The organism is Caballeronia sp. NCF2 (assembly GCF_023631205.1).
Taxonomy (GTDB): Bacteria; Pseudomonadota; Gammaproteobacteria; order Burkholderiales; family Burkholderiaceae; genus Caballeronia; species Caballeronia zhejiangensis.
In genome coordinates this window covers 104,384-125,632 of record NZ_JALQDN010000008.1, presented here as the reverse complement: position 1 = coordinate 125,632, position 21,249 = coordinate 104,384, and the positions used below count along the sequence as shown (strand labels likewise).

The window sequence follows — 21,249 nt, the reverse complement described above, 5'->3', positions numbered from 1 at the left end:
TCGCGCAGTTTCAGCAACGCCTCTTCGGCCTTGCCTTGTTTGCACAGGATCACAAGATCATCCGCATAGGTCACGATGCGACTGCCAAGACTGCGCGGAAGTCCGAGCTTCTTCCATGCCAGCACAAACCGACGCATGTAGATATTCGCCAGCAGTGGTGAGATGGGAGACCCCTGCGGAATGCCGCGCCTGCTATCTCTGGCCTCCGTCGTGCGTGTCTTCCGGCCTCGGGTATCGGTTTCTTCAACGGGGCATTCCAGCCACATCCTGATCAGATGCAGCACACGCCGATCAACGATGCGCCGCGCGAGCGACAACATCAATTCGGCGTGGGGAATACTTCCGAAGTAGTCCGCGAGGTCGGCGTCAACGACATCCGTTTGCCCTCGATGCAGCCGCTCCTCCACCTCGATTACCGCTTGCTGGGCATTTCGCCCCGGGCGGTAAGCGTACTGCTCTGGCGGAAGGTCCGCTTCGAAGATCGGTTCGAGCACCAGCATCGCTGCTGTCATGCACACCCGATCCCGCAGGGTCGAGATGCCCAGCGGCCTCAGCTTGCCATTGGCCTTCGGGATAAACACTCTTCTGATAGGGTCCGGCCGGTAAATCTCCTGCCTGAGCGCAATCGCCAGTTCGCCGAGCCACTTCTGCACCCCGTACGCTTCGACCTCTGCGAAGTCCTGCCGATCGACACCCGGCGCGCCCCTGTTCGAGCGACACTGAGCGTACGCATGCACCAGCACATCCTCGCGATAGATCTGGTCGTACAGCGCGTAGAAGCGGTACCCGGCTTCTGCCTTCGCTTTCGCGTGTAACGCCATCTGCAGCTTCTGAACACGAATCGGAGTTGATAGGTTGCCCAATCTCCACGTCCTCACCACGTATTGCGTCTGTCCTGAACTGAGGCCCCTTCCCTCCACCAGCATTACACCGGCTTCAACGGTAATACGGGCCTCTCCGTCATCCCAAGGCGCCCGGCCTGTCCCTCGCGGGCGTCCGGTTGATCATCCCTGACCACGCCAAGGGACTTCCCGTGTTGCGTACGCTTTCCTTGTGTACATGCTGTCGCCACTACCCCGGCGCAGCGACTGGGCGTCCAGCCTGCTCATTCACCCAGCCGTATCAACCTTCCCCGATAGGGTTGTCGGGTCGGCCTGCGCATCGACCTTTTCGAGGTTTGCTCGGCGTTCACTCGCGTTACGGCCTGCACACTCGCGCTGTCACCAATTTGTGACACGCATCACCGAAGGCTTCAGCCACTTCGTTGCCTCCATAGCTGCTCCGGTTGCTTCCGGCTGGAGCGGTTGCCGGGCGGGGCTTGCACCCGCTGGAAAGCGCCACCTTTTCACGGCGCACACCCGTTCCGGCCAGTCACTTGCCAACCCTTGCATGGCTGCTGTTCATGCCACTGCGGTCATTGCGCAACTTATCTACTGTTCGGCACTTCGAAGTGGACAGTGCATACGTCGGTCCCGCCGGCGTCATCAAAAGCGCTTAGTGAACTCGACAACAGTCACATCGTCTTTGAAGTTCCATGCAGTAGGTGGAACAGCCCTCGACCATATCGTTGAGACCCTAGCGTGAAAATAAAGATTTGCAATGTTTGTCGGTAACTTCGGGATATCAACGGGTACAACGAGACTTCCACGAGGCGCGACATAATCAACAAATATATTGTCAAATGCATTTACGTGACCGCTCACTTCGTCCGCATGCTCTCGAGTAAAACCTTCGTTGACCTGGTGGGTTCGATCGACACAGATTACGAACTGGTAGTCAATCTTCACTAGGTCGCTAGCAACTTGGCCTAGATTCACGACGGTGAGAAGGAGTTTTTCGACGTCCGCCCGGACCCCAACTGGTTCGCGTTGCTGAAATTCTCGGCTTCCAACGCGCGACGCTGCAACTCCAACGTCTCCTTGCGTAACAGGAAAAATCAAATATGGACTTGCTACTGGATTCTGCGTCGGATCTTCGATGATCTCGACCCGTTGATTCGGGTAACGATGATCGTCCGCGTAGGCGAATCCAATCGGGCCGTGGTTCAATGTACCGAAGACGACGGTAGCTGATGCTCCGCCGGCTACCTTCTGAAGGAAGTCGCGCCTTGAAGAGGGCGGTTCAGACTCTTTCATGTGAGCATGTCTCCCAGGTTACGGACCACGCAAATACCGCTCGTTCGGGGGTAATACTTCCCACGGCTTGTACCCCCACCCTCTATCCCCGTCGAGATCAAGGTCGGGTATCTCAATTTCCTTGCGCAACATCATATTGAAAAAATCCGGCGCGTTTCCAAACCCCCTCAAGTCGTCTTGGGTTTCCGCCTGCACCGTTGCGCCAGGGGTACGTGCTTTGAGAATTGCGTCAGCGGCAACAGGGTCGTACGCATTGTTTGGATCAAGAAGCCAATCCATCCGCACCCCAAAGGGCATTGGGCCAACACGCGTCGGCTGCCGTTCGCTGGAAAAGCGGAGACGAGGCGGTTCCATCCAATAGTAAGGTGGCTTCGGGGCTGGCACTAGGTATTGCGAGGAGCGCCGGTAACCAATATCCCTGTCACCTTGGAACGTAATCAGGTCGGATAAAAATCCAAACGTTTTAAAGTCGTCTTTCCCAGCATATCCCCAACCCATCAAGGCCAGAATCGTCCGGATTCCTGAGACTATCATGAAGATTGCCAGCTTTACCATATAAAGTAACCATCGAACGCCTGTTGCGGTCGCGATAAAGCGCGCGATCACCGCTTCAGGAAGCGTAGCGATCATTGCAATGAAAACAATCCCTTTGAAGAACCAACCGAAAAGTGCGGCCAGATAGTCTAGAGGCGAGTTCGGATTCCATTTCGGCGGCGCCCCAGGATTATTGCGGGCCAGGATATCTTGAATCTCTTTGAATATTTCGCCTGGATTTTCAGGAGGCGGTTTTGGTCGATCGATTTTTCCGGCAGTTGAATGGCGGATATATAACTGCATCGCTCTATAAGCGGTAAGAAGCTCGCTCGAGCTAGGATGGCTGCCACTCAATTGGTTGGGAACCATTGGAGTCACATATACCTTCTTCATGCTCAATATGACGAGAGTCGAGATTTTTCTGAAATCCGCGTCCGACATTTCGATCAGGCGGTCCATCCGGGAAGCGGCTATATCGCCGCGGCCCTGTTGGTCCCATAACCAAGTGTCGGCCAATGCCTCAAGAACCATGTGCCGATATGCATGGTTGCGAAACGGCCCTCCAACGAGCCCATTGATGAATGGGTGGCCGCAGATGTCGCCCGCCACATGACTAAGGTAACCTTTCGCGTAGGACGACGTCACTTGGTCGTTAGCTTGTTCGAGCAACGTTCGAGCGAACTCGCCTGTGTTTCGGTAATGAAGCATGTCCATCCACCACCACTTATCATAGACACCGGTGGCTTCTGGACGTTTCCATGGCGGATCGTTAGTCAGCGGGTGGCCAAACATCCGTAAAGGAAACCCATAGTTATCGAGTGACTCTACGATCAGGTTTTGCTTTTTGAACTCCGGGTTTTTTATCAATCGTTCAACGTTAGGATCGCCAAGGTATTTAAACAGTGGATTCTGGATATTGAATGAGCTAATTCCATTGGCAAGCCCTAGTTTGGCCCCCAACAATGTCGCGTCCAACGCGTAGTCAATAATATCACTCACATCTGACGACAGCCCCCCGCTTACCCAGTTGGCAAGGTCTTTACCCGGCTGCAATAGCTCTTCAAGTTCGGCAAGCTTATCCTTTATCTTCGATACAATTTCCATTACCTTCACAAAAAGCGTGTATGCATCGCTGTAACGCGATGCGAAGGGATCGAAAAGGAAAAGTGTTAGGTCAGGACCCACTGCTCCTAGCCGATAAGCATTATCTAGGGTGTCTTTGAACATACCCGGCGCGCGATCTTTGGCGACGTCGGCGATAATTATGTGCGCACCGAACTTTGGCATTTAGCCCTCCGAGTTCGTAGACCGGCACTACTTCCACCATAGTGTAGTAGGGCTTCGGTCCAAATCCAACGGCAACTTGATTCATATGACGCTTCGTTCACCGCACCAGGGACACGATGCCGACAAATGAGCCTTGCAAATGATATGGCGACCGCTGGATAGTCGTTCGACTCTTGGCGCTTCTCGCACGGAGCTACTCTCCCGCCTCTGATGCCGCTTCGCTCCATTCGACTAAGATGCTCGCGGCGATTTCATCGATGTGGTCGCCCGCACTTTGATTTACTGCACGCCGCACACCGCACGCCGCATTTGGCAAGCGCATGCAGCGTACGCTCGCCGATCGCTTGGCAGAAGATCGTAGAGTGGAATCGCGAGATTGCAGAGGAAGTTGCGATCAACTTGGAAACTACCACTTTGGCAACTATGCTTCCGTGGTGTCTAGCGGCGGCTGACGACAGCGAGAAAAGCTTCCAGGCAGATCGCTAACTGACTGGCGTTTCGGCAGGATCGAGCATTTTACCGGTTGATTCATGATCCGCGCGGTCTATCACCAATAACGATGGGAAAGAACCGTGAGAAACGCTCTAGTAGTCGGTCAATGCGTGCAGACCGCACTGATATTCATTGGGCTACTTTCTGTCCTGGGATTGGCCCGAGCGGTCGAGCCGTCACCAAACGATGGCGCCTTCTCCGATGCGAGTCAGCCCGAAGGATGTTATGCGCTCCGACGCACGCAACGCACGGGATTCGAAAAATACTTCACAGGCGAACTTATTACCGACCCTGCCGAGGCGATCGGCGCTCCTCCCGTCTACTATCAGTACGATGATCCGACGATGACAAGCCGGGAGGCTGCGTATGCCGACATCATCACGAATCGGATGGCAGACATTCTTTGCGTGGGCGACCAAATTTCGATACTGGCGCCAATCTATACCAATGGGGGCGACGTCTTAATTCTGGCGAACCGCTTAGACGTTCGAGCTCCAATTGACACCCGCATCTACTTCAATATCGCCAACCGAACGCGCTACTATCGAAAGGCGTCCACAGTGGGCGGAGCAGCGTACGAGGAATTTTTCGCGAGCTACTATCGAAACAATCCAGAAGGCATTCCGCTAGGGTCTGGTGTCTATGCGCCCGAGCTACCTAGCGGCGCCCTGATACACCACAGTTCGAACGACGCAACTCGTACCCAAGAGGATGGAAGCCCACCGCCTGTACTCGCAGAAGATGATCGACCCCTTGAGCGCAGCGGCTCAATCACCATTTTCGCCAAAAGCATCGATGTAGCGCAGTCGTTACAAGACGGCACTAGGACCGGCTCAGAACTTTGCCAATCGACTGCAAGAAGGCTTTTCGCGTTCGAAGCGGGTGGGATGCGCGGTGGGAAAGGCGGCATTGGTTCACCGCCAGGTTGCACCGCAGTGCCCCATGGAGGAGCCTTTTCATGCGCAAAAGAATTACTTGTCACGAGCGGCTACAATACACCGGGAGGCCCTGGCGGAGATGCTGGTAACGTATACATTTACTCGTTAGGCGGTAACCTCGGGTCCGATAAGGTCAAAGCGCTAACCAGAGCTACAGATGTGGCAGGCGGCGCTCCTGGCCCGAGTGCCAAGTACCGAACCTTGGACGCCTGGGAGGTAGACGCGGGGGTTTCAAAGAGCATTTGCGAACGGCATCCCGTTGGGCAGCATGCAGTTCAGCGGACGGGCGAATCCGGAGTCGTTCGGTTTGGCACTTCGAACGTTCTTGGCGCGCTTGAGCGAGCTGACTCCTTCACTAGCACGGTCGACGCTCGTCCTAATATGGACGTTAAGGACCTGCTTCTTCGAGCGCGGACCAACACCATCGTGGTTCACAGGAGCCTCCGCGAATTTTTACGGTCCCGCCTTACAAAAACTGTTATGTCGGCTCAGAAAGCTTGGGCATCGGCGCTCGCGGATCAAGTCGCCGGGTCGCAAAGCGTTGCACACACGAGCGTTGAGCCTTTTGCAACGATCTCGAGCGATCTGACTGTCGAAGGATCAGGTAGCCTCTCAAGTAACGTCTCGGGACTCGCAACGCGTATCGGATCGCTTGACATTGTTCAAAGCGGTAATCCTGCGCAGGCTTATTTCAGCCACACCGGCGGGGCATTCCGGATCACTAATCCCGACGCCACTGCCGCTCTGAATGGAAAGTTAATCGGCGAAGACCTTGCAAAAATCATTGAAGTGGATGCCTCTCAACTTGAAACGCTTAACCGAATTGAGCTTGCGGTCGATGAAACGTTATACACAACGCGCCAAGCTAACCTGCTGAAAAAGATATCGGCTGTGCAAGAAAAGATCACTGAGATCGAAACGATTCCGCAACGAACCGGTGCCAGCTTCGATGAGATAGCTGCGTCGATACAAAAGAACGCTCCTGCGATCGCGAAATTCGTCGGGGCTGTTGTTGCAGAGGATTACCTGCAAGCGGCTCAGCTATTTCCTGCGGCGATGGCCGGCCTACAGGATATCGATAATACCGTGTATGCCGACATCAACTCGGGGCCACGACCGGGTTTGAAAGAGATGAAGATTGCGCTACGGGGTCTCACATCGGCACTGCAAGAACTCAATGACTATTACGTTTCCGAGAAGTCAGCATTGATTGAAGCGCAATTCAATTACGCGGCGCAAGAGTTGGAAGCGAGGCAGCGAGTCACATCGCGAGTAGAAGGCCGGGTTTCCCTAGGCGACGATCTCATCAAGCATTCGTTCATTGCGTATTATTTGGATCCGTTGCAAAGTAAAACGACGCTTGCGGAGAATCTGCGGGAAGCGGCAAAATTCTTGGACGGGAAGACGGACTACTATGCGATGTTCTCATTGCCGCCAATATCGAACGAATGTCAACTCGACGCCCAAGGCGAGAAGAATCTTTTAGCCTGCGTTAGGTTTCCTGCGAGCCGCGCCTACTATGTTGCTGAGACGCGCGTTTCGGCAACCTCGTTTCCAGCGTGGGTGGTCGCCCCTCATCCAAGAAAGTTGGCGTTACCGACTTACGGTGCACCAATCCGTATCATCAAGAAGACAACTTTGCCGTCGAAATCGCGTCTTCCTCCCTGAGCGCAGTCGGTGCCGGCCGCTCGGATTGGTGCAGACTGTCTACAAACAAAATTGTTCGGACCGGAAACTTTCCCACAACAGCATACTTGCAACGATGACTGCAGGACTAGCGGTTCCAGCAACGTGCTTTGGATCTTACGGTTGCTGAAATACGAGGCAGAAAGGACTTCGAAGAGCAATGAAGCGTTGAATCTAATGGCGCCAGATGAGGACCTTTCCATGCTTCGTGGCCGCCTTCATGGCTGCAGCCGTAGCCTCGACGATTCCGCAACTCGCCTCTCCTGAGCAATGCGGAAGTGCAAGTGGATGTAGCAAGAAGACTTGTCAAATCAAAAAAAAAGGACAAGTGCAAGCAAGGCACGAACGGTTGCAAGTGAGTAACGCAAGACTAGTGGCGTTGCAGTCGCAAGATTTCATGGATGACTGTTTTCTGTTCAAGGCAGTCATTTTAATGTCGCACGGATGCTGTCGCCGAATGTCCCTTCGTGGCCGACAAGCGCACGCTCGCCGGCTACCGGCGATCACACTTCGGTTTGCTCAGCCATTTCGAGTGCATCGTCTACCTCGATCCCGAGGTATCGCACGGTACTTTCAATTTTTGTATGACCCAACAGCAATTGCACCGCGCGCAAATTCTTGGTGCGTCGATAGATCAACGACGCTTTCGTTCGACGCATGGTGTGGGTACCGTACGCGGTGTCATCGAGTCCAATCGACGCGACCCAGCGATGAACGATGCGCGCATACTGGCGCGTTGACACGTGCGCTGAGGCACGCAGTCGACTTGGAAACAAATAGTCGGCAGGCTTCAATCCCCGCGCCGATATCCAAGCGGAGACACTTTGACGAGTCTGCTCTGTGATTTCGAACTGCACTGGTCGACGCGTCTTCTGCTGCATGAAAGTCGCACGACCTACGACATGACCTCCCATGTAGACGTCCTGCACTTGCAAGCGCGTCAGATCGCACGCGCGAAGCTTACTGTCGATCGCGAGATTGAACATCGCCAACTCGCGAGCGTTGGACGACATCTGCAGCCTCGTGCGAATTGCCCAGATTTCTCGAAGCTTCAGCGGAGGCTTCTGGCCGGTTAGCCTCCCCTTGTTCCACGGCACCCGACGAGCGCCGGAAGAATTAAGCGGTTCCATGACAATCTCCTCTTCGACGAAGGGAGATCGATTTTGCGCTTGGCGGAGAGGTCAATCTTCGACCCGTTCGAGACGTTCGCTCAGAGCAACTTTTACGGCCCTTTTCGATATACAACGGCCGTTCATCGAGAAGCCTTTGCTATCACGTATAATCTTCCCATTCGAAAGAGGGGCATCCGCGAAGATCGAGCGCATCCGTATCAAGCGTGATCTTCATCATAGCGTGCGCGATTTCAGGAAGTTCATGCATACCGCTTCCGATTGCCGTGTAAAGCGTTTTCGGCACTCCGTTGAAAGCTTCGTGAAGTTGACGAAGCAGCACAGTATAGCGGCGGTTGAATCGTTCGTTCAAATCCGCTAGCGCGGTGCCCTTAGCGTAGTCTGCAGATTTTGGGCTCGGTTTAATCTTATAGACCGCACCGTAATCGACATCTAGCTCGGGGCCGGTCGGAGGAAGAGTTGGGTCGTCATTCTCGAGATAGCACCGCCCGGATGCGATTTCATTGAAACGAAAATAATGCCCTTTGTTGAAAAAATCATCGAAACCAGCCTCTTGCGGAGTTGACCGTGGCCAAGTGCCTTCTCCCTGAGTGATGACTAGGTCGAGGGCGACTTTCGCGCTCGCGAGATCTTTCACGGCTACGACGTGCCCCCCACTCGACCAATAGAAATCCTGTTCGATCTGCCGCGCAGGATCTCCGATAAAGATCGTTTGCGATGTCCTTTCCTCGATCTCTTCCATTAAACTTATAATCCGCTCGTAGAATTCGCCGATGGTCAATCCGGGAACACTGATATTTGCGGCGAAAGCTCTCATCCCCGGAGAGCGATGCTGGGGCTCCTCGATTTGCAAAAACGTGGAAATTGTATCGGCGCTAAACGACGCGAGATCAACCGGAAAATTTCTGTCTTTGAACGCTGCTCCCTCAAAAGTCATCGTCAATGGATACCTTGGTATCGTGGACCCATCGATTCGAGGCTGACCACCAATTGCATTGATAACATTGGCGACAAGCGCGACGTGCAGCATTTCTTCAATCATCACGCTCCTTATCCTGTCGGCCGCCGCCCTATTCGAAGGGAGCTTGATACTAAGCAAGGCTATGAGGTAAGGTGGGATTGTTCCAAGCTCGAGCTCAAGCGCCGTTTGGAGCCACTTTAGAAGTGTCGACCTGTCTGGATCTTGCATCATCACTCTCCCGATAACCACTGCCGCTCAGGTAATCGCCGAGCCGAATAGCGAGCGCTGTGAGCGTCAGAGTGGGATTCACAGCACCAATAGATGGGAACACTGCATTCGAACAAAGAAACAAGTTGTTCAGCCCATGGACTTTGAGATTTTCGTCCACTACACCCTCAGTATCACTCGAACTCATTCGGCAAGTACATCCAGCATGATCCGCACGCCACGAAACAGAAGCGTCATCGGTTAATTCCGCCCCCATCGCGGCGAAAATCTCCTGAACATTTACTTTGATCTGCGCCATACGCGCATCGAAGCTAACTTCTGGTGTGTACTCGACCCGCGTCTGCGGCACCCCAAATCGGTTTCGCTTCGATAAGGGCGCTACGCGGTTGCTTGACTGGCTGAAGACCTCAACCATTCCGTGCAATTGCACACGCACTGACCCGGTTATGTACGCTTCAATATCGGACCGGGCGCGTCCAGCTTGCATGAGTCCAGTGACGTTTACCGAAAAAGCGTCGGGCGGATTGACAAGAATGAATTTGCCGAGTCTTTGTTGGTCCACACTGTCGTAAAATCGCGAGACCAGTGTGGGAAAGTTCATTTCCGGCTGAAGCCTCTCAGGGTTGCTCGGCATGGTCCCACTGAATATAAAATAGGGATGCGTGACGAAATTGCGTCCTAGCGCATCGCTTACGTTCCCCAGTCCGGATGGCCAATCATTCGACCGGGACCTGAGAAGGAGATTTGCCGATTCTATAGCGCCGGCAGCGACGATGATTCTCTGCGCTTCAATGGTCCCAGCCGATCTGGTCGCAGGCTCGAAGAAGTCGATTGAAACAGCCTTTGACTTGCTCGACGTATTGATCCTATCAACTACAATGCCGAGTCTGATATCGAGATTCGGGTAGTCGTTCCAAGTTCGAAGATCGTCAAGGTAGTCGCTCGCCACATAACGAGCACCAAATGGGCAGTACTTACACGTTCCGGTCGTTTGACACGGGGCGTGACGAGACGGCGTCTTAGAGACGCCTCTCCTTGCAATGGGAAGATTGCCGTAAGCGATCGCAAGTTTGTCAAAAGCAGCCGCAAGTGGCTCGTCTTGAAGTGTGAATGGAAACGCACGAAAGGGATACTCCATTGATCTAGGAACGGTCCGATCGCCGGAATCGCCCGAGACTGCCAGATATTCTTCCGCCCTGCAATAGTACCGTTCGAGCTGTGCATAGCTGATAGGCCAGTCTGCGCCATTTCCAGTTCTAGACCGCAGCTCGAAGTCTTCAGGCTTAAGCCGAAATGCCCAACCGCCCCAGTGCAATGTCGACCCGCCGTAAGCGAACAGCCGAGCACCTTGCAATGTCACAGGAGTACGCGCAGCACGAGAATTCTCGCCGGCATAGTCGCGGTCAGGATAGTCGAGGTCGCGGCAGTTTTCGTACGGAAGGCGCCCGGTGACCAGATAGTTCTCCCAGACGGCGAAGTCCTTGGTCTTGACGCGTCTGCCAGCATCGAGCATAAGAATCGATGCAGCTGGGTCCCGTTCTAGCAAACTTTGCGCGATCGTAGTTGCTGCCACGCCAGACCCTATGATCAAAGTTTCGACGTTCATGAATGTTTCTTCATCGGGCGATATGGGATCGGTTCGTTCGGAACGTTCGCCCCGCCGAAGTAACCGCAGTAATTCTTTGCTCCAAATGCTCTGAACCCTCCAAGCGCCATGTATAGCGCAATTAGTTCGTCGATGACATACACCTGAACGAAATCAACGTCGGTACTTGCTGTCAGTTGTCGCGGTATTAACTGCGGCACCGTTCGTTGATCTTTCTTCGTGAAAAGTATGCGAACGGCCTCTTCCTTGCCATGGGCTTGCACTAGGTCTTTGAACATCTCATCCGCTCTCCGATAAAAGTCGGCGTAGAGGGGGTTCGTCCGGATACGGTGATCGATGAACGAAGTGAAGCGAAGACGGTATGCGAGTGGATTCGTCCTAATCCCCCAAAAGTCACCGATCGCAGAGAATATCGGCCATACCGCCTTCTCGCACTCACCAGCAACGTCCAGAGAAAGAGGACTAAAAGGATGTAAAGTGCGGGCCTGGTACATCACTCTTCTCCCAACTCATGAATAGATTGAATGCTACGCGGCCGGGCATGTTCGAGAGGCGTACGCTTCGTTCAAGAAGCGTGCTAAACGCAGACCTGCGACGCCGAGTTGCCGATCGAGTAAGGGAAGTGCGGCTGAAAAGTAGACGTCGTCGACTTGATGATTTTCAGGTGTCATCTTCCACACCGCTTGAGCTAGGTGGTGAGTTTCTTCAGCCCATTCCTTCGGTGTTCCGCCGTCAATGCCCGGTGTCGCCGCCTCCGCGCTTTTTAACCAGCCATTTTCTAGGCGATCCACCATCGCCCCCCAATCCCAAACGGTTTTTTGTATGAGGCCACTATCCCATAGGGCATGCAGGTTCGTGGAAGACTGCGCAGGCTGACAATGACCCGTGCATGTCAACCCACGCATGATGACGGCGATACTGAGTGCGGTGCCACCCTTGAAATCGTTGACAGTATGAAGCGGTTGATGGATATCCCCGATGAAATGAATCGCGAACTTTAATGCATCGAGTCGGTCTTGTGCTGAGACTCCGCACCGTAGTTGGATGCGAAGTCGAGTAAGTTCTTCAACGATGCAGTCTCCGCTGGTGGACGGCTTACACTCTAAAGCTCGATCGTACTTATCATCCGCTATAGGAATATCGACATAATGCCAAGACGCAGTTTCGGGCCGGCTATCTCTTACGTCGTCTGCCCAACTCGCGACCGACGCCATAGAAGTTCCGGCACCAAGTGTGCCGGCTAGTTCCATTGTAGCGTTGGGTGTCAATCTTCGCTGCGCGATTTCTGCGACGATCGAATGTCCCTCTTGACCCCAACTCCACACGAACGGACTTACACACATCGCGATCAGCGATACTGCGAATTGTGCAAGATAGAGACGATTCCGAAACCGCTTCCGGCTGGACATCGCATCCCCTTCTATTCGCTTGTTAGCCCTTCCGCCACTAGCGCTCAGACGAGCACCACTATAACCTTAGTTCTTTTCAGCACAGACCGAAGCCGGCAATCACCACGTCTAGAATTATGAGGTCACACGCGCTTCTCTACTCGAAGATTGCGGGTCGCGACTTCCTCTCCCTTGCCCGTTGAGCTTAGTATAAATGTACGCAAAGCACCCTCGGGAAATCCCCAACCGACGATCGCTTACAGTGTTCGGATCACAACACGCAGATTCGGAACCTACACCCGCACGCACGCCTGGCGGTTCAGTCTGTGGCGCGTCCAGTTGAACGCACTTCATCCGACAGATGAAGCGCCCCCGGCCACATTTCGGTTTCGTGAGCCCGTGCTAGCTGAAAGCGTTGCGCAGAGCATCCATCCACTGACTCTTTTTGGCGTCAGTCCAATATTCAGACCCAACTGTCGGCACAGATAAGCCAACGCGTCCCTTCATGTATTTGTCGTAGCCCGGATATTCTCCCGAGACTTTCGGTTTAATCCTTTGACAGAAGGGGTAGAAATCCGAACTTTTTGTCCAGAAAACATCGTCCTTTATATGCCCATAAGAAAACTCAGCGAAGCGCCACAATTGAAGTTGGTTTGCCTTCCGCAGCATCTCAATTGTTCCGCGTGGACCGAGCTGAGGTTTGTAACCGTATGCCGAAACGAGCTCGGCGTACGCGGGTAGATTCGGAGGAACGATATAATCTGGGAACCGAGCGAGCATTTCTGAAAAAGCTTGCGCTTGAGCAGCTCGATCTTCGACAACTTTGTCTACATATGAAAACAGCTGTTCGGCGATCAGGGCCGAGAATGGGCTCATCCGAAGATTTAATCCAAATCCAGAGAACTCGTTGTAATTTGGCGTTCCTTTGAAAGATCCAGGAGATGTGATCTGGCGAAGTCGAACGTAGATTTCTTCATCCTTGGTGACGATTAGTCCACCCTCACCGACCGAAAGCGTTTTCTTTCGTTGCATCGAAGCGTATGCCACGTGCCCAAACGAGCCGACGAATCCGTCACTATGTCGAGAGAAGTGAGCGTGACTGAAGTCCTCGATAAGGTAGAGTCCATGATCCTTGCAGAATGACGCCAGGCCTCTCATGTCCGCTGGGATTCCCCACATGTGCACCACTAGAACAGCCTTTGTTCTGGCCGATATTACGGAAGCCAATGAGTTGGGATCAAGATTCCCGGTGGACGGGTCTATGTCCGCGAGAACCGGAATCAATCCAAGATGCACGAGGGGAGTTGCGCACCGTATGAAAGTCATACAGGGTAGAATGATCTCGTCTCCAGGCCTCAATGGCAAGGCCATTAAACTTGCGTGCAAACCGGCAGTTCCGGTGCAACAGAAGATGCCGTACTTGACGCCTAGCTTGTTCGCATAGGACATTGGTATATCAACTAGCAGTCCATCAAGATCCCAATCGTCCCATCTCGGAGACGTAGTGAATTCCTTGACGGCATCAGCGATCAAATCGGAATACTTTGGTGACCGATAGAGGTCGGGTTCGCCATAGTCGGGCATGGGGAATCTCCTTATGAACGCGCACCCGAAGATGTAGATTTAAGGTCAAGGACGTGCGCACGCGTCCTCGACTCAGAGTAGGTCAAGCGATGTAAAGCGTGCGTAAGGTATTCCCTAACCGCTTCAATTCAGGTTTTCTTGATTTTTTCAACAGGCATGCAAGCGTTCGTTGAGAAGTTGAGCGATATCAGCCACCGCTTTCGAAAGAACGGGCCGCGAATAGTCAATGCCGCTGAGCACCGCTTGCGCGGGCGGCGGCTTGCGTCTGCGTGGCGGAGTGTACGGCGCGCTTAGACGCCAGCCCTCATGCAGTTCATCCCAACTAGGACTGGCACCCAGACCCAAACGACAGAAGCTCCGTCTGCCTCCTTCGGTCATTCGGCAGTTTCCAATGTGAACCGGTCATTGAAATGACTGTCTTCGGTGTTACGCGAACGGCAACTATTGGCCGACTCCGGAAATTCCAGGAGGTCGCTATACAGCGATCCGGAGCCGCTTCCGCGTTGCACGGGCCGCAGAGGCTTACTTATCCACAGCTTACGTGGATAACCGTGTAGATAACGCCCCGACCCGGGCGCTATGTTCTTGAAAGGAAACGTCAAAACGCATAGTGATGCGCCCCGCCTCACGATGGCGTTATGTCGATCATCTGGCCACTCGATGACGCTTTGGCGGGTCCAGGTAAAGTTGAGCCGATACAACGTTATCCCGATGCCACGCCCCTCCCGCGCGGCTTCCTTGCCCGCTTCCGAGATGCCGATTCGCGGGCGAGCCCGCTCTGGGCCTCATCGCCGAATATGGTGATAGCGCCCGTCAACCGGAAGTTCCGCGGTTGAGTTGCAGGGTGACGGCCTCGTCTGTCGTGATCCAAGCAGAGCTCCTGTGAAAAGGCATGCGGGCGCAGCAATTACACGCAAGCGCTCTAGAAGTTAGCTCTCGAAATACAACTGGACTCACCGATCCGCGCGCCCACGAGATTCCCGGTTGCTTAACGATTGACCGTCGTCTGGGATGAAGGAACACCAATTTATCTGCATCAGGCCTATATCGAAGTTAGATCGGCCATTGCTGATCAAATAGCGGACCGCGCCATACGCGTTCTCGGAACACCCCTAAACGTTCCCAACGTGAAAGGGCTGCAGAAGCAGCCGGACGCGCGCCGAGCCGCTAGTCGAGCCCTCCTCGGTGCACTCACGAGATGGCGGGAGTGCTCAATAGGCCCTTCAGATATATTCACGCCACGCCTGAGCGTACAAAATCACGCCTTGAGGGCGGGCAGGGGCAGAAGTCTGTGGCGAATCGGTCAGGGAGTGTTGCCTTTCGCCGTAAAGGAGCCGGGTGTTTTCGGCGTAATGGCGCCAGCGAAAGGCGCCTGATTCGGGGCTCGAACGGGGATCAAGAATCCTTGTTTTTACCTCCTTTCGCAAGTGCTGATTTGTTGCTTTCGGGCATCGGGCGTGGAACACGGTAGCTCTCGCCGTCGAGCACGACGCGGTACGCGGCATGTCGCAGACGATCAAGCGTTGCGGCACCGAGCATTTTGTTGGTCGCGAACGCGTCGCCCCATTCGGTAAAATCCAAATTACTCGTTAAGACGGTCGACGTACGCTCGTACCTCTCGGCAATCAGATCGTGGAAGTCTTCATCTTCAGGCGTGCGCATGGGTTTCAGTCCAAAGTCGTCAATGATGAGCAGCGGCACCTTGGCAAGCGCCTGGAAGCGTCGGTCGTAGGAGCCGACGGCTTGCGCGTTGCGTAGCGCGCCGAGAAGCCGGGTCTGGGTCATGAACAGGACATCGTGACCTTGCCGGGCGGCGGAGTGGCCCAGTGCCTGCGCCAGATGGCTTTTGCCCGTTCCGCAAGGACCGGCGATTAGCACGCTGACCTTCTCATCGATGAAGCGACAGGTCGCAAGATCATGGACGACGGCGCGATTAAGATTGGGTAGCCGGTCGAAGTCGAAACCTTCCAGTGTCTTCTGTCCACGGAAGTTCGCGCGGCGCATGCGGGCGTCGAGCTTTCGATGATCGCGCCGTGCGATCTCGTCCTGGATAAGCAACGTCAGGAAATCGGTATAGGCGAGCTTACGGTCGATGGCTTCACGGTTGCGTGCTTCGAGCGTGTCGAGGATGCCGGACAGTCGCAGTTGCTTAAGAGAAGACGTGAGTTCGGGAATTGGATTCATGTTCAATGGATCAGGAGAGTCTGGGTATCGCGGCAGAAGCGGCCGCCGTGGGTGTAGGTGGTCGCGCCTGATTCAACGGGTTCGATCGACAGCCAAGTCTGATCGAGGCCTTTCTGCAAGATCAGCTTGACGGCTTTGTAGCTCGGCGTGCCGAAGTGATTCGCGCGACGGCAGGCCGCCTCCAAGCGGGACGCGCCGAACTGCTGAGCGAAGCGCAGCACGCCCTGGACGGCGCGCAGCTTGATGAGAACCTGATCGCCGAAGAGCGCGTGAACAAGCGCGTAGCACGACGGCCCGATACGCTGCGCTTCTCTCAGGCACCATTGGGGGTCGTGCAGTTGCCAGGCCTGTGCTGCTGGCGGCATGTGATCGGCCACCGTGCTACGCGTTCCTGGCGCCGTCTGGCGGACATGCGATGCCGACAGTTCGTGCTCGTAGTAGAGCTGCACCATGGTGGCGGTCGCCTTGAGCCACAGATCTTTACCGGCAAGCCGGAACGGCACGGAATAGTAGGCGCGCTCGAATTGCACATGGGCGTCGCGATGAACCTTCACGCGCGCCCAGGTTGCCAGCTCGGGCGGCACATCGGGAAGCGGCTGCAACAGCGCCTGTTCAACGTCTTCGAAACGCTTGAGCGGCACCTCGCGCGTCGTGCCATGCGTCCGGGTGCTGGCCTCTTGCATCACCCAGGCTTGCGCTTGCCGGTTGGCGTCGTCCAGATCACGAAATTCGCGAAGAGGAAGGAAGCTCGACTTCACGTATTTGACGCCCGACTCGACAATTCCTTTTTTAGCCGGGTCCCTCGGCGGACACGGATCGATCTTGAACGAATATCCTTCGGCGCATTGCGCATAGGCCCGCTGGACTTCGGGTTCGTAGATACAGGCCTTGACGATGGCGCACTTGGGGTTATCGATGGTGACGCGTCCCACTACGCCATTGAACCATTCGAAGGCGTGACGATGACATAGCAACCATGTGTCGACGCTCTGGTCGCGGACAAACTCGACGTATTGATGCCGCGACCAGCACAAGGTCATCACGAAGAACCACGTCTTGTGGACCTCGCCCGTGTGCGCGTCCGTGATGGTCGGACCTGCGCCGAAATCAACCTGCGCGGCTTCTGCAGGTTTGAACTCCAGCCGCATCGGTACATCCGGCGTGAGCTCCGCCTTCAATTGCTGAAGTAGCCTGTAGACGGATGAGTAGCTTCCCTCGTAGCCGTGGTTGCGCACCAGCGCGCTGTGAATCGTCGTGCCGGGCACGCCCGCGTCGTGCCACTGCGCAATCTGCTCGCGCCACGGCTCGGCCGACGAGATACAGCTCGCAGGCAGGAACTCCCTTCGGCTGAACGCTGACGCAAGCTGCGCGTCATCCGGCAGAGCGTTGTCCGGAGAAAGCCACCCCCGCTCGGTTGCGATCTCCCGTACGGCTGCCAGCTTCTTACGGCCCATGATCTTCGAGCGGTCGATATCCCGGTCGGAGTCACCCTGGCGCATTCGCACCAGAACCTGTCGATATTGGTACATCTCGAACTTCCTCTTCAAGCCACCCTCCGGAGCAAATGCGTGCCACGAGGGTAGCGGTTGGCGAAGTTCGAGCGCCCGACTCAGATGCCAGTGGCGCCTTTATGGCGAAAATCTACTGGCGCCTATACGCCGAAAGACTTGTGGCGCCTAAACGCCGAAAAGTCCCCGGCGCCTTTATGCCGAAAATGATTTGGCTCCTTAACGGCGAAAGTTCACACGTCCCATAGCCTGCCGAATGCGCCATAACAGTATTCGCCATACGCGTCCGGTTGATATTGAGCAGCAACACTGCGACATGTTTGGTCTAAGAAACTCCATGCACACACGCGCAAAATCTCGTGTTGCAGCCTTTCCTCTATCTTTCCGATCCGATACGTTTGCGGACCATTCGGTTGTGATTCACTGATGACAGCGCCTAGCGAGCGGGGCTTCAGACTACGATGCTTCATCAAAGCCACGAGCAGTGCGGAATCGACGCCGCCGCTCACCTCGACAGCGATCGAGGAGCTTATTTTGAAGCGGTCCATGACAAAAGACGACAATCTTTCAGAGAGAAGCGCACTGGCCTCGCATCCCGGCTTAAGGCTTCGCCTTGCCGGCAACCAAGCGTCTGGAGCGGCATCCACTCGAACGCCTGTCTTGTTAATGATCGCCGTGGAGCGTTCGGGGAGCATCTTAATCTCGGCCGCGATTGTTGAGCTTCCGTAAGGCACAGTGCCTGCATGAATCGCCTTAGCGTAGTCCACATCGAGAGTGCAACGATGTGTCATCAGCAATCGCACGATATCCCAATCGATATCGACACAATCGCGAGACATGAGCAGATATAACGGGACAGGATAGTAGGCGCTAGCTCGAATGGAAATCTCCGGGTCCTTTCCCGGTGAGCCATCAAGCCGCAAGGCAAAGAAAGCACATCCAAGAAAGTCGAATTTGCTAATCAAGGTCGCAACGCGTTCGTCACATGTCCCTGAGCTATGCAGATCTATGTCTTCTACAGTTGCAATCGAGGATTCGGTGCTCTCGAACGTAAGTACATGCGTTACGTCGTCCGACCGTAGCGTAATGCTTTGAAGAAACGGGTTGTTCTCCAGGACCAGTTGGTTAGTGCCGTGCCCGTGCGAACGCGTTGTCAAGTGAAGCTCACGAGATTGCAGATCGATTCTTCCAGACAGCATCGCTTTATCCTCGATCGAGCGCTACGACTTAGCGGTATCCGAACCGAGCGCTGTCCATGTTGATCCCTCCTTTTGGTGGTGGAGCTTCTCTCCTGATGCTACCCGCATCATCAGGTTCCTCTCGCGCGACGAAATGCTCATTGTTCGTTTCGTCCAACTGCTCATGCAAAAATTCCATATCAGCTCCTTGATCAACCGGCGATCGCTGCAGGCGATCCGTCATTGAAATGCGACTACCCCGGGTTTAGGGTGTGCGTGTGCTACAAGCGCGAAGCCCTCAGCAGGGTCACTATCCCCGCTACGATCTCGTCGCGCTTTTCGTACTGGTGCTTCCGAAGCTCTCGGATGAGCCCCTGCTCGTTTGGATTAAGCTGGCATTCGAATTCCTCCCCTAGAATTAAGTAGCTTAAATTCACACCTGACATCCCGAGGTTGTACAAATAAAGCAAACCTGGCTCTCGCGATCCATTCTCATAGTTTGATTGAGTCTTTTCTGTTACTCCCCCTCGTGCTGCAAAATCACGCTGCGACTCGCTAAGCTCATTGCGCGCACGGCGTAATCGAATTCGGAAAGCTTCCAATCTGTTTTTCATTCGCGTTCTAGCCTCGCCTTGATAGAGAATCGCCATCTTGGCAAGATTGTTGAGTTCGCGCGTGCTGGCACTCGTCCTTGAGCAAATTCGACAGCAGAAGCTCACAAGACGGACGCTCGACCATAGCAAAGTTATGAAACCACCGTCGCCGCTTCGCGTTTTCGCCCAACTCCAAAATCTATCAGTTATGCGAACATTAAGATTTGATGCATGCTATTGATCTCTTCGCCATTCCGTTCTCTGCAGGAGCTCAAGACTAATACCTTTGATACGACAGATCCGGAACACATGATCCGAACTTCCGCTGAGACACCGTCGAACGGTTTGGATCAGGAGGAGTGTCCACTGACCTATCACAGGAAGCTGACTCCAACCCTTAAATCTCTTCTAACCGTAATGCAGGATCTGACGCAATCGCGCTGAGGTCATCGATGCCGAGTCGCCACGATATATTTTGGATCTCACACGGTGGCGACCAGCGGGCGACGAACGAAGGTGTGCAGGGCGCCCTTTTTTATGCGGGTCGACCGGGTTTGGGTCCCTTACCAACCCGCCTCTGAGCCCGAGGCTCCTGCGCACGAACTCCGCCGGCGGCCTCATGGGCTCAGAACCGGTTTTGCCGCCGGGGCCTTCGGCTTCGGATGCGCGCAGCGTCCAGGAGCAACACTTTTCCCCTGTTGTCAGCACGACCGACCGTGGTTCAATCGTGTCCTGCCTGGGCGCGGTGCCCTCCACCGGCGATCGAGAACGACGCCACGAACGACCGACCGACGACGAGGGACCTAAGCCGTGAGTACCACCCCCACCGCCGCACGCCCGCCGATCTAGCAACTGGTCCGGGACGCCGTCATCCCTTTGGGCCGCGAGACCAGCAACGCTGAGATCAAGCAGCTGCTGGCGCAGGGCTACCCCAACTGGAACGAGGGGACCGTCCATTGCCAGATCAGCATCTGCACCGTGAACCGGGTGGGCCGGGTCGGCTACCCCGAGAACAAGAAGCCCCGCCTCGCCAACGGTCGGTACGACTTCCTGTTCGCCACCGGGGCGTGGCAAGGTCGTGTGGTACGACCCGGGCGAGCACGGCCTGTGGGCGATCGAGGAGACGCCCGACGGTTTGAAGGTGCGCCGCGTGGACGAGTCCACCGAAGAGGTAGCTGCCACGTCGGACATCGACGCCGCGGAACCGGTGGACGACGGGTTCGGGGATGGAGCGTTCGCACTGGAAGGCCACCTGCGGGACTACCTGGCGCGAAGCCCGCCCAGCACCACCGCGCACGGCCCCCTGAGTCTGTTCGTCGATGCCGACGGACGGGACGGAGTGGAGTATCAAACGGATTGCGGCCCTGCGGACCTGGTGTTCCTGGACCGCGATGGTAACTATGTGGTGTTCGAGCTGAAGCTGGGCCGGGGCCCTGACGCAGCCCGCAACCAAGTGCAGCGTCACATGGGGTGGATCGAGCACCACATCGCCAACGGAAAGACCGTGTCCGGAGTGATCGTGGCGAACTCGATCTCCGACAAGCTCAAATACGCCGGCAAGGTCGCGCCCAGGGTCCAGCTCATGGAGTACTGTTTAAGTGTCGAACTGGCACCGGTCGGCCTGAACGTGGTGGCATCGCGAGGTCGGGCATGATGGCGTGGTTGTCGCACGCCTGGACGGCTGTGCTTTTGTTCGTCACGGAGCTCAACGAAGGAGAGTTACGGTTGCTGACCGGGGCTGTGTCGGTGGTGACCGTGCTCATCTCAGCATTTGCCATCACGCAAAGGGACGCTGCCTGAACTGAGCGCGCTGTCCC

General features: G+C 55.2%; 15 protein-coding genes and 1 pseudogene. 3 read left to right on the top strand and 13 right to left on the bottom strand.

Annotated elements, in window-relative coordinates:
- The 3 genes from NCS02_RS05705 to NCS02_RS05695 form a co-directional block, all read right to left on the bottom strand.
- Positions 1-926, bottom strand: a 926-nt coding sequence (locus NCS02_RS05705; RefSeq protein WP_350029926.1) for a reverse transcriptase domain-containing protein, incomplete at its 3' end; no start/stop codon positions are given.
- 558 nt (positions 927-1,484) lie between these two features.
- Positions 1,485-2,135 (bottom strand): hypothetical protein, encoded by a 651-nt coding sequence (locus NCS02_RS05700; protein ID WP_250522933.1) that lies wholly within the window; start codon positions 2,133-2,135, stop codon positions 1,485-1,487.
- An 18-nt stretch (positions 2,136-2,153) separates the two neighbouring features.
- Complete coding sequence (locus NCS02_RS05695) at positions 2,154-3,956, bottom strand: zinc dependent phospholipase C family protein (protein WP_250522932.1); 1,803 nt, start codon at positions 3,954-3,956, stop codon at positions 2,154-2,156.
- A gap of 602 nt (positions 3,957-4,558) precedes the next feature.
- Between NCS02_RS05695 and NCS02_RS05690 the strand changes: the two genes are divergently transcribed.
- A complete protein-coding gene (locus NCS02_RS05690) occupies positions 4,559-7,054 on the top strand; it encodes a hypothetical protein (RefSeq protein ID WP_250522931.1) in 2,496 nt (831 codons plus the stop codon).
- Positions 7,055-7,575: 521 nt separating this feature from the next.
- Here the strand turns inward: NCS02_RS05690 and NCS02_RS05685 are convergent.
- From NCS02_RS05685 to NCS02_RS36435, 10 genes are all read right to left on the bottom strand, one after another.
- Positions 7,576-8,202, bottom strand: a complete 627-nt coding sequence (locus tag NCS02_RS05685; RefSeq protein WP_250522930.1) for a tyrosine-type recombinase/integrase — start codon at positions 8,200-8,202, stop codon at positions 7,576-7,578.
- 142 nt (positions 8,203-8,344) lie between these two features.
- Entirely contained in the window at positions 8,345-9,391 is a 1,047-nt protein-coding gene (locus NCS02_RS05680; RefSeq protein ID WP_250522929.1) for a ferritin-like domain-containing protein, read from the bottom strand.
- Positions 9,339-10,997 (bottom strand): GMC oxidoreductase, encoded by a 1,659-nt coding sequence (locus NCS02_RS05675; RefSeq protein ID WP_250522928.1) that lies wholly within the window; start codon positions 10,995-10,997, stop codon positions 9,339-9,341. The genes NCS02_RS05680 and NCS02_RS05675 overlap by 53 nt, the downstream gene beginning before the upstream one ends.
- Entirely contained in the window at positions 10,994-11,491 is a 498-nt protein-coding gene (locus NCS02_RS05670; RefSeq protein ID WP_250522927.1) for a hypothetical protein, read from the bottom strand. The genes NCS02_RS05675 and NCS02_RS05670 overlap by 4 nt, the downstream gene beginning before the upstream one ends.
- Before the next feature lie 33 nt (positions 11,492-11,524).
- Positions 11,525-12,406: a S1/P1 nuclease gene (locus NCS02_RS05665; protein WP_250522926.1), complete on the bottom strand. Its 882-nt coding sequence runs from the start codon at positions 12,404-12,406 to the stop codon at positions 11,525-11,527.
- Between the two features lie 381 nt (positions 12,407-12,787).
- Positions 12,788-13,969 carry a DegT/DnrJ/EryC1/StrS family aminotransferase gene (locus NCS02_RS05660; protein ID WP_250522925.1) on the bottom strand — a complete coding sequence of 394 codons (1,182 nt, stop codon included), beginning with the start codon at positions 13,967-13,969 and terminating at the stop codon, positions 12,788-12,790.
- Positions 13,970-15,364: 1,395 nt separating this feature from the next.
- The gene (istB, locus tag NCS02_RS05655) at positions 15,365-16,153 is read right to left on the bottom strand and encodes an IS21-like element helper ATPase IstB (RefSeq protein WP_034472196.1); all 789 of its coding nucleotides are present in this window, start codon (positions 16,151-16,153) and stop codon (positions 15,365-15,367) included.
- A 2-nt stretch (positions 16,154-16,155) separates the two neighbouring features.
- Positions 16,156-17,682: an IS21 family transposase gene (gene istA, locus NCS02_RS05650; protein ID WP_250522935.1), complete on the bottom strand. Its 1,527-nt coding sequence runs from the start codon at positions 17,680-17,682 to the stop codon at positions 16,156-16,158.
- Positions 17,683-17,894: 212 nt separating this feature from the next.
- Positions 17,895-18,860 (bottom strand): hypothetical protein, encoded by a 966-nt coding sequence (locus tag NCS02_RS05645; protein WP_250522924.1) that lies wholly within the window; start codon positions 18,858-18,860, stop codon positions 17,895-17,897.
- 260 nt (positions 18,861-19,120) lie between these two features.
- The gene (locus tag NCS02_RS36435) at positions 19,121-19,453 is read right to left on the bottom strand and encodes a helix-turn-helix domain-containing protein (RefSeq protein WP_250478699.1); all 333 of its coding nucleotides are present in this window, start codon (positions 19,451-19,453) and stop codon (positions 19,121-19,123) included.
- 855 nt (positions 19,454-20,308) lie between these two features.
- Here NCS02_RS36435 and NCS02_RS36590 point away from each other — a divergent pair.
- Together NCS02_RS36590 and NCS02_RS05640 are read left to right on the top strand one after the other, a co-directional pair.
- Positions 20,309-20,419, top strand: a pseudogene (locus NCS02_RS36590) (DUF7669 domain-containing protein); the annotation flags it as partial.
- Between the two features lie 91 nt (positions 20,420-20,510).
- Positions 20,511-21,086: an endonuclease NucS domain-containing protein gene (locus NCS02_RS05640; protein WP_250522923.1), complete on the top strand. Its 576-nt coding sequence runs from the start codon at positions 20,511-20,513 to the stop codon at positions 21,084-21,086.
- The last annotated feature ends 163 nt before the right edge of the window (positions 21,087-21,249 follow it).